Annotated in this window: 17 protein-coding genes and 2 pseudogenes; 12 read left to right on the plus strand and 7 right to left on the minus strand. The window is 36.7% G+C overall.

Annotated features, from left to right (window positions below):
- Positions 1-298: 298 nt before the first annotated feature.
- Positions 299-1,333: a beta-propeller fold lactonase family protein gene (locus tag NV349_RS10465; RefSeq protein WP_442916440.1), complete on the minus strand. Its 1,035-nt coding sequence runs from the start codon at positions 1,331-1,333 to the stop codon at positions 299-301.
- A gap of 401 nt (positions 1,334-1,734) precedes the next feature.
- Here NV349_RS10465 and NV349_RS10470 point away from each other — a divergent pair, with 401 nt between their 5' ends.
- The 5 genes from NV349_RS10470 (at position 1,735) to NV349_RS10490 (ending at position 7,376) form a co-directional block, all read left to right on the plus strand.
- Positions 1,735-3,333 (plus strand): AraC family transcriptional regulator, encoded by a 1,599-nt coding sequence (locus tag NV349_RS10470; protein ID WP_036126134.1) that lies wholly within the window; start codon positions 1,735-1,737, stop codon positions 3,331-3,333.
- A 118-nt stretch (positions 3,334-3,451) separates the two neighbouring features.
- Entirely contained in the window at positions 3,452-4,420 is a 969-nt protein-coding gene (locus NV349_RS10475; RefSeq protein WP_271913326.1) for an ABC transporter substrate-binding protein, read from the plus strand.
- Between the two features lie 544 nt (positions 4,421-4,964).
- Entirely contained in the window at positions 4,965-5,387 is a 423-nt protein-coding gene (locus NV349_RS10480; protein ID WP_089933655.1) for a GNAT family N-acetyltransferase, read from the plus strand.
- A gap of 65 nt (positions 5,388-5,452) precedes the next feature.
- The gene (locus NV349_RS10485; protein ID WP_058844460.1) at positions 5,453-6,106 is read left to right on the plus strand and encodes a DUF2306 domain-containing protein; all 654 of its coding nucleotides are present in this window, start codon (positions 5,453-5,455) and stop codon (positions 6,104-6,106) included.
- A 232-nt stretch (positions 6,107-6,338) separates the two neighbouring features.
- A complete protein-coding gene (locus NV349_RS10490) occupies positions 6,339-7,376 on the plus strand; it encodes a serine hydrolase domain-containing protein (RefSeq protein ID WP_271913328.1) in 1,038 nt (345 codons plus the stop codon).
- Positions 7,377-7,812: 436 nt separating this feature from the next.
- On the opposite strand, the gene NV349_RS10495 is transcribed toward NV349_RS10490, so the two are convergent.
- On the minus strand, positions 7,813-8,118 hold the full coding sequence (locus NV349_RS10495; protein ID WP_089933644.1) for a hypothetical protein: 306 nt from the start codon (positions 8,116-8,118) through the stop codon (positions 7,813-7,815).
- Positions 8,119-8,329: 211 nt separating this feature from the next.
- Here NV349_RS10495 and NV349_RS10500 point away from each other — a divergent pair, with 211 nt between their 5' ends.
- On the plus strand, positions 8,330-8,854 hold the full coding sequence (locus tag NV349_RS10500) for a GNAT family N-acetyltransferase (RefSeq protein WP_271913329.1): 525 nt from the start codon (positions 8,330-8,332) through the stop codon (positions 8,852-8,854).
- 28 nt (positions 8,855-8,882) lie between these two features.
- Here NV349_RS10500 and NV349_RS10505 read toward each other — a convergent pair whose 3' ends face one another.
- The gene (locus NV349_RS10505; protein WP_058844456.1) at positions 8,883-10,052 is read right to left on the minus strand and encodes a Ger(x)C family spore germination protein; all 1,170 of its coding nucleotides are present in this window, start codon (positions 10,050-10,052) and stop codon (positions 8,883-8,885) included.
- A 145-nt stretch (positions 10,053-10,197) separates the two neighbouring features.
- On the opposite strand from NV349_RS10505, the gene NV349_RS10510 reads away from it, so the two are divergent.
- Entirely contained in the window at positions 10,198-10,992 is a 795-nt protein-coding gene (locus NV349_RS10510) for a PhzF family phenazine biosynthesis protein (protein WP_089933641.1), read from the plus strand.
- A gap of 326 nt (positions 10,993-11,318) precedes the next feature.
- Here the strand turns inward: NV349_RS10510 and NV349_RS10515 are convergent, their stop codons facing one another.
- Positions 11,319-12,695 (minus strand): MATE family efflux transporter, encoded by a 1,377-nt coding sequence (locus NV349_RS10515; RefSeq protein WP_058844454.1) that lies wholly within the window; start codon positions 12,693-12,695, stop codon positions 11,319-11,321.
- A 20-nt stretch (positions 12,696-12,715) separates the two neighbouring features.
- Entirely contained in the window at positions 12,716-13,195 is a 480-nt protein-coding gene (locus NV349_RS10520; RefSeq protein ID WP_036126112.1) for a DUF6530 family protein, read from the minus strand.
- Between the two features lie 289 nt (positions 13,196-13,484).
- On the opposite strand from NV349_RS10520, the gene NV349_RS10525 reads away from it, so the two are divergent.
- Both NV349_RS10525 and NV349_RS10530 read left to right on the plus strand, forming a co-directional pair.
- The gene (locus tag NV349_RS10525; protein WP_139149525.1) at positions 13,485-13,787 is read left to right on the plus strand and encodes a hypothetical protein; all 303 of its coding nucleotides are present in this window, start codon (positions 13,485-13,487) and stop codon (positions 13,785-13,787) included.
- 454 nt (positions 13,788-14,241) lie between these two features.
- The gene (locus NV349_RS10530) at positions 14,242-14,580 is read left to right on the plus strand and encodes a hypothetical protein (protein WP_036126110.1); all 339 of its coding nucleotides are present in this window, start codon (positions 14,242-14,244) and stop codon (positions 14,578-14,580) included.
- A 327-nt stretch (positions 14,581-14,907) separates the two neighbouring features.
- Here NV349_RS10530 and NV349_RS10535 read toward each other — a convergent pair.
- Positions 14,908-15,003 (minus strand): annotated as a pseudogene (locus NV349_RS10535) (flagellin); the annotation flags it as partial.
- 691 nt (positions 15,004-15,694) lie between these two features.
- Here NV349_RS10535 and NV349_RS10540 point away from each other — a divergent pair.
- The 3 genes from NV349_RS10540 to NV349_RS10550 all read left to right on the plus strand — a co-directional run bounded on the left by NV349_RS10540 (position 15,695) and on the right by NV349_RS10550 (position 17,371).
- Positions 15,695-16,132 (plus strand): hypothetical protein, encoded by a 438-nt coding sequence (locus tag NV349_RS10540; RefSeq protein WP_036126107.1) that lies wholly within the window; start codon positions 15,695-15,697, stop codon positions 16,130-16,132.
- Between the two features lie 90 nt (positions 16,133-16,222).
- Positions 16,223-16,738 (plus strand): matrixin family metalloprotease, encoded by a 516-nt coding sequence (locus NV349_RS10545; protein ID WP_271913334.1) that lies wholly within the window; start codon positions 16,223-16,225, stop codon positions 16,736-16,738.
- Positions 16,739-16,789: 51 nt separating this feature from the next.
- The gene (locus NV349_RS10550) at positions 16,790-17,371 is read left to right on the plus strand and encodes a hypothetical protein (protein ID WP_271913336.1); all 582 of its coding nucleotides are present in this window, start codon (positions 16,790-16,792) and stop codon (positions 17,369-17,371) included.
- Positions 17,372-17,471: 100 nt separating this feature from the next.
- On the opposite strand, the pseudogene NV349_RS10555 reads toward NV349_RS10550, so the two are convergent.
- Positions 17,472-18,819: pseudogene (locus NV349_RS10555) on the minus strand (IS3 family transposase).
- Between the last annotated feature and the right edge of the window lie 320 nt (positions 18,820-19,139).

Consider the following 19,139-nt stretch of genomic DNA (forward strand, 5'->3'; position numbering starts at 1 on the left):
CACCCTCTAATTTTATTGATAAATGATTTTAGTCATTCTGCTTATTTGCTAAATAAACATTTTGTCTATTATAGATGGTAACATAGAGGAACGTAAAATAGTATATAAATGGTAAAAACGAATGAGACTTACTACTATTCCAAAACTAGATGAGCATTCAACGTTTTAGCATTCGCTCATTACATCATGATATAGGCAACCAACTCTAGACGACCATTTGATTAAGATGGTCGTCTAGAGTCGGTTGCTTTTTCTTTAATTTGACTTGCTACTTCTTGTTCGCCAAGGGTGTCAAAAGCTAGTTGCAGATGGTGCCCGTTTTTATACCAGTAGGACCGTTAAATCCAGGGATTGTAGCAATGACCATATTGGTCACTATATCGATAACAGATACTGTATTGTCCACTTGGTTCGTGACATAGGCAAATGTTCCATCAGGCAAAATCGTCACTTGGTCAGGAGATGGTCCTACAGGAATTGTAGCAATCACCGTATTAGTAGCTATATTGATAACCGAAACCGTATTGCTACCTTTATTGACAACGTAAATAAGTGTTCCATCTGGTGTAATGGCTGTTCCTACAGGTCCTGTGCCCACAGGGATTGTAGCAACTACTGTATTGGTTACAGCATTAATGACGGATACAGTGTTGCTATTTTCATTTGTCACGTAAGCAAATTGTCCACTCAATGTGAAAACAATGGACCTTGGGCGAATGCCGACAGGGATTGTAGCGACCACCGTATTCGTAGCTGTATTGATAACAGATACTGAATTTGAATTTTCGTTTGCAATATAAGCAAACGCGCCATTTGGAGTAAAAGCAATGCCTTGAGGCTGGAGCCCTACTGGGATAGTTGCGGTTACAGTATTAGTGGCTGTATTGATGACAGATACCGTGTTAGATCCATGATTGGATACATAAGCAAGTGTTCCATTCGGTGAAATGGCGACACCTAAAGGATTAACCCCTACTGGAATGGTAGCGATTGGTATGTTTGTGACAGTACTAAAGACCGTAACATTATCCGAGAAGAGCGCTGGAACATAACCAAATGCTCCGTTTGGTGTAATCGCTACTTCGAGAGGAGCAGATCCTACGGGTATGTTTGCGACTATCGTATTTGTCGCCGTATCAATCACAGATACTCTATTATCAGGCGATACTAGCTGACCAGCGTCTGTCACATATACGAGATAGTTACAACTTGGTGGTATCGGTAAAAATGGTGGTTTACATTTACAACGACAACAAGGACAGCAACAACGACAATGACAATTTGGATTTGATTTTAGCTTGAATTTTTTTAAAGATTGATGTTTTTTCTCCACACGAACACCCTTCCTAACATATAGTGATACTATATACGTACAGAATTGGGCTTACTGTACGTTCACCTAATTCAAATACTTCTGAAAAATATGGTGGTTGTATAGGATGGTTTGATGAAAGTGATAAAGATAAACTTCCAAAATCAGCATTTTGCCTATTAGGTGAAGGAATTTCTTTCAGTATATTGGGCTTGTATTTCCTTCTAACAGTATGCCCATCAATGCTTTCACCTTATTATTAATAACGGGTTTTGTTGAAAAATTCCAAATATCGAGAATATACCATATATAAGCAAAGCTGATTGATTTTAAAAGCCTTTTGGATTTTTTATGGTAGATTATAGTTTAGTTGTTTTAAAATAATATTCAACACTATATATGACAGGGGAGGGTCTAGGAAAATGCTAACATATGAGCTTCTGGATTTAAGACTTCTAGCGGACGAGGGAACACTGAGTCCCGCTACGCTGACAGGGTTATTTCCAATGATTATCATTCCTACACAACCGATAGTTATTCGAACAGGGCAACGTACTTGTCGTATAGGAAAAGGGCAATTCGTCTTGCTTTTGTACCCGGAGAAGGACAGCCATATCGTCCCGAGCACTAGCGAAGGATTTATGCCTGTTTACAGCATCTCGTTTAATAGTTATCGATTGGCTAAACGTGAGAAAGAAGCGTTATTATATGTGATTGATACAGCCCATTTGCCTGCGCATGGGCAGGTCATGGAATTTCCTCGATATGCGGTAGGGCTGCTGAAAAATTTGATAGGGCAGTTTTCTCAAACGCAGAAACTAAATGCTGCCCCTAAGCTCCATTTGCTTCTGCACGAGTTCCTCGATACGATTTTTGAAAGAAAGAGTATTGATAACAGTTTTGTGACGAACGATCAAGCTATTCAGCAGGCTGTTACATATATCAAACAACATTTTGAAGCACCGCTAACACGTTCTTTTATGGCCAACATGACAGGCTTTAACGAAAGCTATTTCTCCTCGCTGTTTAAGAAGGAAACAGGGTGGAGCTTTGCTGAGTATGTGAATCAAATTCGGGTTGACCAAGCGAAGCTTATGCTACTTGGAACAAATGACAAATTGCAGGATATTGCGTTGAAAACAGGATTTGCAGACGGCTCGTATTTGGGAAAAACTTTCACCAAGTATGTTCATCTTTCACCTAGTAGCTTTCGCAAGAGGAAGCAGAGCAACCGTATCGTTAGTATACAATTTCTTGGGGCATTACTCGCATTGGGAATTCAGCCTCTCGCTACAACACGAGAGCTGCTTCAATCATCCCAGCTATTGCACAGACGATTGCCGAACATAGTAGAGATAGAATCTTTTGACCAAATAGAAGTGATACATCAACTAGCCCCGGAGTTAATCGTGGCACCAACCTATTTTTATAACTACCCTGAAGTAATGAAAGCACTCGAACAAATTGCTCCTGTTCTGACTATTCCATGGGGACAGTTAGACAAGCTTGAAGAGGTGCGACTGCTTGGGACACTCCTTGGGCGAACACAAGAGGCTGAAGATTGGATTGCGCAGCTACAGCAGTCCGCCATAGAGGCAAGAAAAGTCATCACACCATTTCTTCAGTCAGGCTCAACAGCAGGTATCTTTGAATTAAGTCACGATAACTTATGGCTGATCCCTTATCTATCGGTGCGCTCCGCCTACACTTTATATCAGCTATTAGGACTACGAGCTCCTCAGACCATTCAACAGGAGGTACTTCAACCTGGTAAACATCTGAAAGTTAAAGAGCAGGATTTGCCCCTGTATGCGGCCAATCATATGTTTTTGATCGTACCTACTGATGATACAGAATCTTTCCGCACCAAACTGATGCAGCGTTCCGTGTGGCAACAGTTAGTGTATGAACAAGGCTGCCAATTACACTTACTTAAGCTTAATGAATTTTGGTTTGATGATGGTCTGTCTTTGGAGATTCAACTTGATGTAATAGTAAAATTGTTCACTAATCAAAGTTAAATCCAACAATTTTCCCTATGCAACATCCAATTTATAGGCGTTGTCCTTGTATAAGACTGCCTCTATAATGAATATATCATCGCGAATGATAATCATTATCAAACAAGGAGGTACAATCTTGTACTTACATAAGGTGTTAAAATCAATAGTATTTCTTGCTTTACTCGCTATACTGACGGCTTGTGGCAATGCCAATGACAGCGCCGATTCCAATACTAATAAGGACATTTCCAAAACAGCTGAAACAACAGAATCAGCTACAAAAATAATCAAAACACAACGTGGTGATATTGAAATACCACGTCAAGCAAAGCGGATTGTAACAGACGGCTATTTACCAGAGTTACTTGTGTTAGGTATCAAGCCAATCGGCTCTACCCAATGGGATTTGGAGAACAAAGTAATTCAAGATCAGATTGATGGCATTGAAACCACTGGGGAAAGATCATTGGAGACAATCGTTCAGCTGAAACCGGATTTAATCATCACTTGGGTGGGTGATGAAAAGATTCTTCAGCAGTATGAGAAAATCGCACCTACGCTTGCGCTCCCTTATAGCTCTTCAGGTGATATTTATGAAATAATGCGTCTTTTGGGCGATGCTTTGGACAAAAAAGATGAAGCCGAGCAATGGATTAAGCATTTAGATAAGGCCGCAGAGGAAGCACGAGCACAGCTTGCGAACATTATTAAACCCGACGATACTTTTGCACTTATGGGCGTTTTTGTAGTAGATAAAGGATTTTATATTTATGGTGACGGAGGCTATAGGGGTGGTGAAGCCATCTACAAACATCTTCAATTAAAGTCACCAGCGAAACAACAGAAGGAAATGATTGGGAAAGAGTCCTATCGACAAGTTTCGTACGAAGTCATTCCTGAATATGCTGGCGATTATATTTTCATCGATCAGGGAGATTTAATCTCAGAAGTATGGGGTGAGAGTGAGGGACTTTGGAAGTCACTAGACGCCGTGAAAAATGACCGAGTGTTCAAGCTGGACCCAGATTTATTCTGGGGCAATGATCCAATATCATTAGAGCTGCAAATCAAAGAAGTAGTAAAAATGTTAACTAATAAACAATGAGAATGACATACATCATTAAAGGCCGCTCGTGATGAGTGGTCTTTATTGTTGTTAGATAAAAAATAAATATACATTTATTTGTAAAAAAAATGAAGCTTTACGGTACAATGAAAAGAGGCTTACTAATAGCAACTCTTTTGGCAGTAAGTGCAATCTTTATTTATTGTAATAAATTATTTTATCCTCCTTTGCCAATCGACTCCCTCACATCAAAGGAAGCCATACAAAAATTAAATACATTTCCCTTTGATTTAGTGGCGCTCTTCGATGATAAGAATGTAACTTGGTACATCCCAGCAAAAATAAGAATGACAAACAATAGGTCCATCATGCACCTTCTTTCTATTTTTACGATCATTGTAACAGGAATTTAGTAGTTAGATGGAGGTGCTTTAATGGAGAGAGACGGTTGGTCAGGAGCTGAATTCATTAGATAAACAACGGTTTCGTATAGATAAAATAGATGACTATTAAAATGGTAGAACATGATAGTAATTGACACATTATTCAATGACTACTGATAGGAATAGAGAGGTAGCGTTTTATGAAACAAATTCAATCAAGCAATATCCAACCCGAAGTGAAAGTACTATTATCCTACGCCACTTCAGACAAGAAAGTAGCTAGAGAGTACCAATTATATATGGAAAGTCCAGAAAGAGAGTTATATGGCTATAGCATCGAGCAAGACATGGTGGGGTGTATCGGAATCGCAAAGAGGGATGGAAATCACTGTGAAATTAAACATCTTGCCGTATCACCAACGAATCGTGGAGAAGGGATTGGACGTGAGATGATTCGATATTTGAAAGAACACTATTCATTTTCTACGATTTATGCAGAAACGGACGAAGAAGCTGTTCATTTTTATAAAAATATTGGGTTTCACATTACAAGCTTAGGTGAAAAATACCCAGGTGTGGAGCGTTTTTCCTGCCTTTACAACTGCACTACTAATAGTCTGTAACGGCTATTTTTATGTCAGAGCGTAGTCAATTGCAATATTAGGTTTCAAAAGAAAGGAGCTACAGAATGAGAAAAAAATGGTGGTTTATTGTAAGTGGCTTGGCGATAATGATAGCGGGCTATTCGGTCGTTCAATATATCGTATTCCATGCACAACAGGCTGGGTTTGTTCAATTAAAGCTCATGCTTAGCGCTACATTGAATTCCTTTTGGTATAGTATGCTTTACATTCATATCATTTTTGGTGTGTTAGCCCTCGTAATCGGCCCTTTTACATTGTCCTCCACCTTAAGAGAGAAAAATGTGAAACGTCATAAACGATTAGGTAGCATCTACATGGTTAGTATTTTGTTCGGTGGTGTGGCAGGACTTTATTTAGCATTTCACGCAACTGGGGGATGGGTAGCACAGCTAGGCTTCGCTTTATTATCTATAGGCTGGCTCATCACGATGTTTCAAGCACTGGCTAACATTAAACAAAGAAACATCCAAGGACATCAAAAATGGATGCTAAGAAATTATGCTTTAACCTTTGCGGCAGTGACATTGCGAATCTACCTCCCCTTATTTACTGTATTATTTGGCTTTGAAAATTTCCAGTATAGTTATGCCGTCATCGCGTGGTTATGTTGGGTGCCAAATTTATTCGTGATGGAATGGTATATTCAGCGCAAGCTTCATGTCTTTATAGACAATCGACATGTAACAAAGACGACTTGATTTGCAATAGATTAAAGAGAATGTAAAGCATAATGAATTCAATAATCACTAGTAATAATTTCTGTGCTTGTAAAGATAGGATACCAGCAATTGACCCTTTAACCATTCCTCAGTATGCACAGCCTTCTCCTCGTAATTATGCGAATATTCTCGACAAGGTAACAGTAGTAGAGTATTGTTTTAGTAAGAGAAGTTATTATTTAGTTACTTTGGATAAATAAGGGGAATGACTATGCATACAAAATTGCAAAATATTATAGTGGACATACAACAGAATCTTGATTTTTCGGGAACAATTCTAGTGGAAAATCAAGAGAAGGCTGCCTTAGTCAATCAAAGCTTTGGCTATGCAAATCGCTCGGAGCAAATTGAAAATAACACAAAAACGCGTTTTGGTATTGCATCTGGCTGTAAACTTTTTACTGCAATTGCTATTTGTCAGCTTATCGAAAAAGGAAAGCTTTCTTTGGATAGTAAACTAAGTGACTGTTTAAACCATCATTTTAAGCATTTGGATGAGCAGATTACTATTGAACATCTGCTAACGCATACTTCAGGAATTGCAGATTATTTTGATGAGGAAGAAATGGAGAATTTTGAAGAATTATGGGTTGAAAATCCAATGTATCAACTTCGAACATTACGTGATTTCTTACCTTTATTTCAGGATCGGCCGATGAAATATAGAGTAGGGGAGAGATTTCATTACAACAATGCCGGGTATATTTTATTAGGCTTAGTTATTGAGCATATTTCTGGTATGAACTTTTCTGACTACATTCAAAAAAATGTATTTGATCCAGCGAATATGAAGGAATCGGGCTATTTCTCGTTAGATTCTCTACCATCTAATACCGCAATAGGATACATAGATAACCCGGATGGTACATGGAAAACAAATATCTACTCCCTACCTGTAAAAGGAGGTTCGGATGGAGGAGCATTTGTAACGGCGAAGGATATGTCAAGGCTGTGGCACGCGCTGATGAACTTTGACCTTTTAAGTGAAGCTGTCACAACACAACTGCTAACACCTCATGTTGAGATGAATGAAAGTGATAGTTACGGGTATGGTGTATGGATTAAGAAAAACAGTGACCAATCTATTTTAAAATATCATGTGATGGGATATGATCCAGGTGTGTGCTTCCATTCAGCTTATTATCCTGACTGCTCAACCAAAGTAGTTGTCTGTTCAAATAAATCGAGTGGAGCTATGAACATCATGAAGGGCATAGAAGCAGCATTATTATCAGCTCAACCCTTATAAAATAAATAGAGCCTATGTGGAAACGGCTCTAATGTTTAATAGCATTGGTCGAATATCGCCCTTGTGTGTATGTGCCTTTTCTTCTCATTACCTATGAAGCTATTGACTGCTTGCGAGTGTATAACTAATACTCCAAACAATTAATATAAAGGTTATTATGACAATCCTCGATTCAGTCGTTGTCGTGTATTGTCCCTTACTGAATTTTTTGAGTAGCTTAATAAGGTAATAGCTAAACAAAAAAGCGTAGAGGGGCATTAAATAAAAATTACTAAAGAAAAAGAACATTTCCATAGCTGAACAACCTTTCTTATCTTTATTAAAAATTACAGGATTATTGTGCAAACTGATTAAAAAGGAGCTACTTTAATAAGTAGCCCCAAATTTGTTAATATTAGTATATTATTTTGTCTCTATTCCTGCAATCGCTACATTCTTATGGATCGCTATGTTTCTGTTTTTGGAATTTCTTTTGTTTGTAGGTAATATAAGATGTTTTCAATGAAGCGTAACTACCAATGGCTGCGTAGCCATAAAACCAGCCCATGAAAAGCCCAGCAAGAAGGTTGTGGCGATGGCTGATGAAAATGGAAATGAATAAGCCGACGATTAATGCAATGGTCGGAACCCAAAAAGGTTTGATATGACCCAATTTTTTAATTAGTTGCGTAACAATCATCACGACAGGGACTGCAATGACGGCATCCCAAAAATTTGTATGTATTAGCGGAAAATGCTCCATACCTCTCACCTCAAGTAGACTGACTTAGAACTTATTGTGGACATGAAGTAAGATTTTATGCAAAAGGAGATGAGGAGCGCTTGTAGGAATAGGCAAGCAAAAGAACATGATAATTAGCTTTGTCCTTTTAAGTGTCATCAAATGGAAATAGAGATTGAAATAGTTCGTCGAAAAAAATTGTTTAACAAATCTATGATAAAAGAGGTATGCTATGTTTCCTATATTACAAACTGAACGATTAGTGTTAAGAGAATTAGGGAGTCCTGATGCACAAGCTCTTCTTGATTGCTTTTCGAATCCTGAAGTTTTGCGCCATTATGGGCAACAACCCTTAACGAGCTTAGTACAAGTGCAACAAATCATTAAAAATTTTGCAAACAATTTTACCGAAAAACGTGGTATTAAATGGGGTATTGCATTAAAAGAACAAGAAGGAATTATTGGTACACTTGGCTTTCAAGAGTGGTCAATGGAGCATCGAAGAGCAGAAATCAGCTACGCACTATTTCCTGACTATTGGGGAAAGGGCTATGCTCAGGAAGCTGTGAAAAGAGCCATTTCCTATGGTTTTGAAGAGATGGATTTAGTACGTATTGGTGCTATTGTTTTTACAGAAAATGAAGCTTCTCAGCTACTATTGCAAAAAATAGGTTTCGAACAAGAAGGATTATTAAAAAAATATATGTATCAAAACAATATGCCACATGATACATATATGTATTCACTCATAAAATAAAAAATTTTTTAAGACCAGATTCCCTAAGTTAGGGCTTCCGGTCTTTTTTTATAGTTTCTGTGAATGTTTTACGACCTGGATTGATTTTAGCTACTTCCACATGAATTTTACTGATAGAATCCTCTGTTAATGGAATTTTTCCATCCTTTTCTAACCTTTTCCATGCTTTGACGTTGTCCCGATAAAGAGACTCTGATAATCGATAGATATCAACATCTAATTTTAAGCCTTCATTGAAGGTTTCATGGATTTCCTTTTTCACCTGTGTGATTATATGTTTTTCCAGCTCTTTTTCCGTTGTTTTTCCTTTAAAGCCATTAATGGTCGCATTGATTTTTAATTCGACTTCAAATGAAACATCTTCCTTTTTGACATGTGGTTTCACATCGACATGAATTTTTTCAATACTCACGGTTAATTCTTCCTGACCATTTGTTTTTAATTGGAAGGTAATCTCACCGCGATTTGTATAGTTATGCATCCATTGATTGCCTCTTGCTGCATTGTCTTGCAAAAATCCTTTAAAGCCATCTTTTGATAGGACACCAACCCCTGAAAAATAAGTTTCTTCTGTTCGATCCTCATCTGTTTGCCAATCTTCTTTAATGGACACATATGGGATGGTCACTTCATGGCTTGGTTCATTTAAACCAATGACGATATCTCTTATATTTTTGGGTTCAACAAAGGTTTCTTGTTCAGTTGGGTTAATCGGGTTACTTAATTTTGATGAGGACAAAGAATTTCTTAGGATGGGTGTGACAAGCAGCACTTCATCTACCGGATTTTTTGTACAGTACACCCAAATCTGGTACCTTGTATCGCGAAAACGTATCAATGTATCAATGACTGGAATAAAATGTTCATTTTCCATGGCCCGCTCTGAAAAGAGAAGAAACCTCATATGACCCCAAAATATTTCCTGATCGGAGGAGCGATACAATTTGTAAATCGCTTCTTCTACTGTTTTGCCAGTGGCACGACCCACCTCCGCAGGAGCCACATCTGCACTGGGCTGAATCGATTTCGCAACATCGGCAAAATTAATCACCTGTAAATAGACAACATATTCATCGTTTTCATAGTCTACACCTACTGCATTAATATAGTACATTCTCTGTGGTTCAGTAATATCCCAGCATCCAGCGAGTAAGGTCGTCAATCCAATAATCATTAAAATTTTGAAATATGGTTTCATCGTTTCTCCACTCAAAAGCTCTACCATTGTATTTTATAATGTTAGCTTAGACAAAAGGTGGTTATTTTATAAAATGATTATTTGTTTGAGTGTGTATATTCAGCACTTGCTTGTTTGCGTTATGATGAGAGAAGAGGTGAATAAGATGACGATTATTTCCTATTCTATAATAAATACCTTTACAACAGAGCTATATAAAGGGAATCCAGCAGCAATATGTCTTGTAGATGCAGATGTTTCTGAGGAGACGATGCAAAAAATTGCACAGGAGGTACCTGTCCCGACAACAGTCTTTATTGAAAACAAACAGCTTGATTTTTCGATAAGATGGTTTACCCCAGAGACAGAAATCCCGATTTGTGGTCATGGCACCCTTGCTAGTGCTTTTTTGCTTTGGCAGCAGGGGATCGTGCCTAAGCATCAGACCATCACATTTCAATCAACAAATGGCCCTTTGCAGGCAAGATGGCAACAGGAGCGAGTGGAAATTGCCATCAAAACGTATCCAATTGATGAAATAGTGTGTCCTCCAGCATTGGAAGACTGGTTAGGAAGTAAACCGATCTATGTAGGGAGTACCGAATTGGATTATATCGTGGAACTAAGCAATGAAGACCTTATTGCACATTTCGAGCCAGATTTTTCTGCGATGGAACAATTTCCTGTTAGGGGGATATGTGTGACCAGTAAGTCGAGGGAAGAGGGCATTGATATAGTATCCCGCTTTTTTTCTCCAGCACAAGGAATTGACGAAGATCATGTTAATGGGTCTAGTCATGGTGCACTTGGGCCATACTGGTGTGAAAAATTATTGAAAAACCAGCTAGTAAGCAAGCAGCTTTCCAAACGGGGCGGTATTTTATACGTAACACCCCAACGCGAAACAGTAGCGATAGCGGGTTCAGCCGTTCTCGTGTTGAATGGAAGATTAAGCATTTAAAAGCCGCTTAGATAAGAGAGATGAATGAAAGTTTACAAAAGGATTGTTATTTGCATCCTATTCATAAATACCAACGCCTTTTTGGTGTTTGTCAATTTTTATCAACTGACGATGGTTTGCACTATTTGCAGGAAAGAACTAAAAAAATTTTAAATTGGTTGTAACTTTTCGCAATGCTATACGACTACTCTATTAGTAGAATACAAAAAACTAAAGCAAAATAGTAACATTCACTTTTCACAAAATGACCAGGGCTCAATTTCTGAGTGCCTGGTTATTTTGTTGGATACAAAAAGGACATGCATTTTTTGCATGTCCCGTGTCATTTATTCGCTAAGCATCGCTTTTAATGTTCGCTTTTGCCAGCCTAGCTTGAAGTAGGCATATTGCATAATGAAATGGACGCAGAAGGTAATTGGATAGGCTAACCAAACACCGTTTAATGCGAGTGACGTATGGTGGGACAAGAAGTACGCTAATGGCACTTGCACGACCCAAATCGTTATGACTAAGAAGATGGTCGGCCATAGTACGACACCAGTGGCACGCATCGTAGCGGAAACGGTTTGCGTATGTCCAAATATTAAATAGCTCCAAAAGGCGATATATAAATAATTTTTGGCAATGAGCACAGTATCATGTGAATCGATAAAGAAAGCCAAAATTGGCTCTGCAAATAGATACATGATGAGAATGATTGCGCCACCTAAAAGATAGTTAATACGCACACCCATTTGACGAATTTTTTTAATCATTTCTGTAGAATTCGCTCCTAAAGCCTGTGCTACGAAAACGGATGTAGCAATAGCAATACTCATCGCAGGCACTTGTGCATAGCTAGCTACCTGATTGACAACGCCATAAGCAGCAGTGGCATCAGATCCATAGGCATTGACAAAACCAATAACGGCAATTTCTGCAACTGAGATGGCAACCATACTAATACTTGATGGAATCGCTAGTTTTAATAATGATGTTAAAATATCCTTCTTTAATTTAAAATGCTGTAAGATGGATTTATCAAAACGTAGTAAATGCTTTGTTTTATGCAAATAAGCTAATAATAAAATCATGGTCACTAAGTTTGATAACACAGAAGCATAGGCAGCACCATTTAAACCAAACGCGGGTAATCCGAACCAGCCGAATACCAGCGGTGGGAGGAAGGCAATATTTAACACCACACTAATTACTAAAAAGAGAAAGGGTGTTTTCGAATCACCGACGCCGCGCATAAAGGTTGTATACACTAAATACCAAAACATAATGGGTAATGTGAAAAATAAAATTTGTGCATAGCTAATACTCATGTCTAAAATATTTGCTGGTGTTTGCATAAAGCGTAAAATCCATTCAATGAAAAAGCCGCCAAAGAGCGCCACGATAATCGATAAAATCGTAGTAAAGGCAAGGGTTACCCCAACTACCTCTTTCATCTTTTCATGATGACCAGCCCCAAACGTTTGCCCAACTAAAATAGAGCTTCCCGAACCTATGCCAATTGCGAAGGCCATTAAAAAGAAGAAAAACGGGAAAAATGCGGAAATGGCAGCGAGTGCATCGACACCTAAATTGCGCCCGACGATAAACATCGCAAATACTTGGCCGACAGATTGCAGTACATTCGCTAGCATCACCGGGATTAAGAAATTAAAAAAGGCCTTTCGTAGTTTTTTATCATCCTGTAACATTTGTTCATTCATCGTTAAAATCCTCTTGAGTTTTAATAACCCATTTCTTTTAAGATTCGTGATAGTGAGCGAAGGCGTTCACCGATTAGCTCACCATCATTATTTAATGCTTGCTGAAAAAGCTGAATATCCTCTTTAATTTGTTCATTTTCTGTGCATACTTCCACAGTCATAGCATCACCTTGTAAGCCTACTCGATTAATAACAGGGTTTGCTTCATCATATAAGTGCTCGTAGCGGTATGCATCCTTAAAATAAAGTTGTGTCTCACATACTAGAATAGCGAGGTCAAGCACACGATGGAGGGGTAGTTCTTCCGACTGACGTGACCATTTGCCACCTGTATGTCGCCAAACCTTCGCAGAAATATCAACCTTTCCTCGATCATTCCATTGTGCCAACCCAAGTGAAAGTCCTTGTGTATCAGTTTGATAAGCTGTACGCCCATCGATATTGGCATAGTTTTCAGCAACGATTACAGGTTTATGTTTTAAATGTGTTGGAATTTTCATTGTTAAGCACTCCTTGTTATTTGAATTTAGTAATTTAGTAAATTACTACTTTAGTAAATTTAGCATTCACCTAAACAGAAGTCAATCGAAATGGCAGTGTAACTTTTTCTGCTAGGCTAAGTCTAATATGTAAGATGATGGAAAGGGTGATGTGATGAAGGGCTATCTGCGGAAGTTTTTGTTTTGTATAGTATGTCTCGTAATAATACCTGTGAACACTGTCGCAACAACTTGGGTCTATCCTTTCGTAGTTTGGGATGGTTATATATATGAGGTAACGGAGGAGAAAGTGCATGCAGTTGAGAATGAAATAGGGAAGGTAACGAAGTATTCAGATATGGAGCAACATGGAGGCAATTTTTCAAATGCATATCCAAAAGGAACCAAGTACTTTGCGATAAAGGGAACCGATACAAAGGTCGCCATCGCGGTACAAGTTGACAAAGGAGCATACCTTAAAGCGGTGAATGATGGAGAATATACGTATCAACGTAAAGCAAACATTGCCTTATATCTTTATAAAGCATTAGGAATCCTCGCCCTGTTCATCGTTATTTATCTATTGTTCACGAGTTTACGCAAGAAGCGTTAAGCTAGCAAATTCGTACTTTATGTAGGGATGTTGCTTCTCTATACAAGAAAACGATTATTGCTACTTTGCTTGTTTTTTGCGGTATCGTATTTTTGAAGGAGTTTAACTTTAAACGGTTCAAAGAATAACAGAAGTATGATAAACGTGAAGGGTTAATTTTTTTCAAAATTCCTTCAAAAACCTGTAACCTTTGCAAAGCTGACACGACTACTGTAATAGTAGAATACAAAAACTAAAGCAAACTAGTAAGTTTCACTTTTCACAAAAAGACCAGGACTCTGTTTTTCGAGAGTTTCTGGTCTTTTTGTGTGCTGGAAATAACACCGTTTTATAGTTTATGTTCTTAAAAAAGGGATTTCTTAATCTCTTATTGACAATATATTTAGAAAAATGGAACTTTTCCCAATAGACATGCGTAAAACTAGTAAAAGAACAAGGAAGGGAGCTCTTAAAAATGCGTTGGAAACACTTTATTATGATGGTTATTGCCTGGATTGTGGAGATAGCGTTAACCTATTGGATTGCCACAATGTTCTCTGTTCGATTTATAGAAGTGATGTTTTTCACTGGTGTTGCCTTTACGTTAGGCACATTCTATTTTTCCAGCAGTGGTGGAGCCATGTCTAGGCTTTATGCATCTCAGGTCAGTGCACAAACAGGAATCATTCATGAGCGAGAACGATTCCAGGTAAAACTTGGTCCCATGTTTAAAGCCTCGTTCATATTTTTCCTCATTGGTTTGGTGTTCTTTATTTTACTTGTAACAGGCATCATTCCACCTCAAAGCATGTAATATCTTGTGTAGGTTTGATTTAACTGCTCTTATACCTTTAAAGCTTCAAATAAAAAGTCGGCTATTCCTTATCGGAGTAGCTGATTTTTATTATGCATCAATTTTTCTTAAAAACTTATTCTATTCCATTTTTACTATAGTTTTATGTGAGGTGTTAAAAGGGGAGTTCAAAATTACAAATTCCTGACTGAGGTAATACTTGGTTAGATTAGAATATGTAGTTCAACATTTAGTGTAATTATCAATTGAATGTAAAAAAATCCTTACATTCTACCTCAACAATTATAAAATATTATTTGGAACTTGATTTGCTTGAGTTAATAACAATTATGATGCTTTTGTTATGATATTATTTTTAATGAAGAGCATCATTTCTTTAGCCATATCAGTATCACGTATTTGTGATTCAGCAGCTTGAAAATTTTCAGATGTGTTGAAGTTAGTATTTAAAAGCCGCTTCTAAGCGATTTTTGGATAGTAACTAGTTTTGAATGTTCGTTCGATAAAATTTCTGTGGAATTATCGAGGAAATTTAGGGAGGTGGTTATTGCATTTAAACGAAATTAAACAGCTTTATTATGCATTTTCAGTATCACCTAAGTGATACACCTGTAAGATAAATTTAATCCCAAATCCGTATTCTTGAAAATCTTGTCATTCTTAAGTAATCCAGCTTTGGACCGTATGTACTGATCACGATATACGACACTTAGAAAAATTCCCCTTAATCTTCTTCTATACCGAGAATGTGGCGTCTAAAATCTTTTTTTCTAATTTTCGTTTACAATTCTAGTTCTAACATTATTCAGAATTGCTACCCCAACAGCTAAAACTGTAGCAGCAGTACTTAATCTACCAATAATCTTTTCATCATTTTCCTTTAGGTCATTAAAAGAATCAATAAGCCCGTTCATATCAACATTTTTCCATAGTATGAATATCCATGAAGCAGAAATAACTAAATTACCAAATCACAAACCTTATCTCGTTCAGTCGGCTCCTTGCTTCTTCATATGCATTTAAATTACAAAAAAATAATTATATGGTAAAATAAGTTGATAAACGGAATATAAGACTTTTTCTTAATTTCAGAATACTAGTTTGGAGGGTTTATATGAAAGGCATAAAGATAAGTATAATTACTTTATTTATTATCGTATTTGTGTTGATTATCATGTTACTTAATGCTGGTCCCCCTAAGCCAATTGTATTGTCAGGAAATAATAAGATAACAATAGTACAAGGTTCTTATTGTTGGAAAAAAATAACTGGCACTGAATGTGTTGATAAAATTTCACCACCAGAAATTCTTGATAATAATAAAATTGTCCCTTTTTCAGTATCCCCTCAAAGTAAAATAAAAATCAATTTTAAGAAACAACCTGAAAAAGTAGAAGTTGAGAAATGGATGAATAACGATGAAAGCGAAAAAGTAATAGTGGAAGATAATAGTATTTCTGTACCGAACGAAAAAGGCAAGTATATATATATTATCTCTGGAAGATGGGACAAAGGGAGTTCTTCTTATATCTTTAGTATAAAAGTAAAATGATACCAAATTACCCTTTATATTGTATTTTATTATGTTTATAATTTATGTGTGTTAGTTCCATGAATGTAAAAATAAAGGGGAGTTGGTAAAATGAAGTGGAAATTTAAAGGCTTTTTAATTATGCTATTACTTTGTGTTGTATCTCTACCAATTACAGCTGATGCTTATCAATTACTAGGATTTAAAAAGAAGGATAATTTAGATTTGTATTACAATATTAGTCAAGAGCTAATTGATATGGGTTATAAGCAAGATATTCTAAGAGGATTTACTGCGTGGCATTCAACTAATAAAGTTAAGTTTACTAAAGAGGTCTCGGTTAGTGGAAATGTTAATGTTGATTATGTAAATAGTAATTATGGTGATGCATATGCTACTCATCGTAATGGTTCCTCTACTTTATCAAACATAACAATGTATAAATCATGGAAGGGATTAGATCAAACTCGTAGAAGGGAAACTGCAGTTCATGAAGTAGGGCATGCTTTAGGTCTTGATCACACTCAAACAAAGAATAATTCCATATCTGTTATGAGGACAAAGGGTTTTAATGATAAAGACTGGCCGTTACAAGACGACATTGATGGTATAAAAGCTTTGTATTAATTACATACGGCTATTACTCACACAAAAATTGTCGACAAAGGGGCAGGTAGTATGAAAAATAGAAAGTTTCAAGTGTTTAGCTTTTTTTTAGTGTGTTTTTGTTTAATATTCTTTATAAGCATTAAAGATAATAAAAAAATAGAGACTATTAATTTTGAAGGTAAAACTCTAGGTTTTGATAATTTAGAAGAGATGGAAGAAGCATCACCTGTAATTGTTCTTGGTACAAAAACAAAAGAAAATGATACTGAAGTTTTTAGATCAGACATTAATAACGATGTAATTGGTGGATATACTAAATCAAGTTTTTTAATTTCAGAAGTTTATAAAAATAACGATAATAAAGAAGATATAAAAACAAATTCTCAAATTACTGTGTCAGAAATGGCTTTTTATGATAAAGAAACAAATGCTATGTATACTGTGAATGATTATGAGAACATGGAGTTTGATAAAGAATATTTACTATTTTTGGTTCCAGTAGATGATGGTATGTATGCCCCTAGAGGTGTAACTACTGGTAAAGTGCCAATGTTTGGATCTAACTCTTCTCTTAACTCTTTAAATACTGTAGATAGTGATAATTCTGATCTAGCCATTATGAGAGATGCACAGCTTAAGTATAAAAAATAATAAAATTTCGTGGTCTACTAAAATGTAGCGTATTTATATCATTTAAAAATAAGCAGCCTATGAGTGAAGTGACCCCTAAAAGTTAGACACGGTTATTTCATTAGGCAGCGGTTAGGGCATGGGTTCGATATTGTATCGGACTCATGCCTTTTAATTTTGCCTTAATCCTTTTTGTATTGTAATACGTTATATACTTTTCTAATTCAGTTTTAAAATGGTCTACACTTTCAAATTTTTTGAAGTATAAAAACTCAGACTTCATAATCCCGAAGAAATTCTCCATTACAGAGTTGTCGTAACAGTTTTCTTTACGAGACATACTTTGGAGAATACCCCTTGATTGAAACGCATGACAATATTGCTTCATTTGATAGTGCCAGCCTTGATCTGAATACATGAGAAGCTGATGGCCTTCTGGTAGACGCTCCAAAGCTTTATCTAACATCTCTGAAACAAGTGAATAAGTTGGTCTAGAGCCAATTGTGTACGTAATAATTTCACCATTAAATAAATCTAAAACAGGTGATAAATATAATTTTTCGCCGAATAATTTAAACTCCGTAATATCGGTTACCCATTTTTCATTCGGTGGGTCCGCTGTAAATTGGCGGTCTAAATGATTAGGCGCAATTTTACCGACTGTTCCTTTATAGGATTTATATTTTTTCATACGCACAAGGCACTTTAATCCAAGTTCTTTCATGATGCGTTGGATCTTCTTGTGATTCACGTTCTTACCACGATTAGCTAGCTCATCACGAATACGACGATAGCCATAACGTCCTTCATGTTCATCGTAAATTGAATTGATTTCTACTTTTAAATCGGCATCTGGATCTATTCGGTTCATTTTCTTTACTAAATCATAATACGTGCTACGTGGAATACCAGCGAGTTTCACAAGCGCCTTCATCGAATATTTATGCCTTAACTCAAAGACTACTTTTGCTTTGTCTTGTTTCATGATTTTTCCTTGTTTTGAAATAAGGCATTCAACTTTTTTAAATACTCGTTTTCCATTTCAAGTTGTTTAATACGTGCTTCTAGTGCCTCGACAGATCCTTCAGCCAGGATTGTTTCGTCGATTGTTTTTTCATCGATGGACGCCCCTTTTGTCTTGATTCAAGGGCATCTAAACCGCCAACCTCCATTTGTTTTTGCCAAGTATACACTATTGTATAACTTGAGATTTTAAAAAGAGCTGCGGTATCCATTAATGACGCACCAGATTGAACCATGTAATTTAATACGTCTAGTTTAAATGGTACAGAATAATTTGTATAGGTATTCCTAAACCCTTCATCTCCATGTAATTCATATAACTTTAACCAATATTGAAATTGTGCTCTTGTTACTCCCATCTGTTTTGCATACTCTTGTTGAGAAAAAATCTTTGAATTAAAGCCTTGAATAATCTTTAACTTTATCTCGCTCGTAAATTTAGTCATAAAAAAACTACACCTCCAATTGTTAAATGCTGTGTCTAACAATTGGGGTGCAGTTCATTCCTTATCGGAGTAGCTGCTTTTTTATGGCAAAAAGTTCCAAAAACCCGACTTTACTTACAGGCATTGGATAGAAAGGGTTGTGGAAGTATATGAAATGTTTTGGCGAAATGGCTCAACCAAATCAGAGCCCGTTGTTCGATTAGGACTATATTAAGAATTTGTTCAGAATTTGTAGAGATGTGCTTGGTAGAATTGGAAGGTTGTAAGATCATTACTCGATCAAGACCTAGGAGGTGGCGTTCGCAAAGGAGAAATACTAT

Origin of the sequence: Lysinibacillus sp. OF-1, assembly GCF_028356935.1 — a bacterium.
GTDB classification, from domain to species: Bacteria; Bacillota; Bacilli; order Bacillales_A; family Planococcaceae; genus Lysinibacillus; species Lysinibacillus fusiformis_D.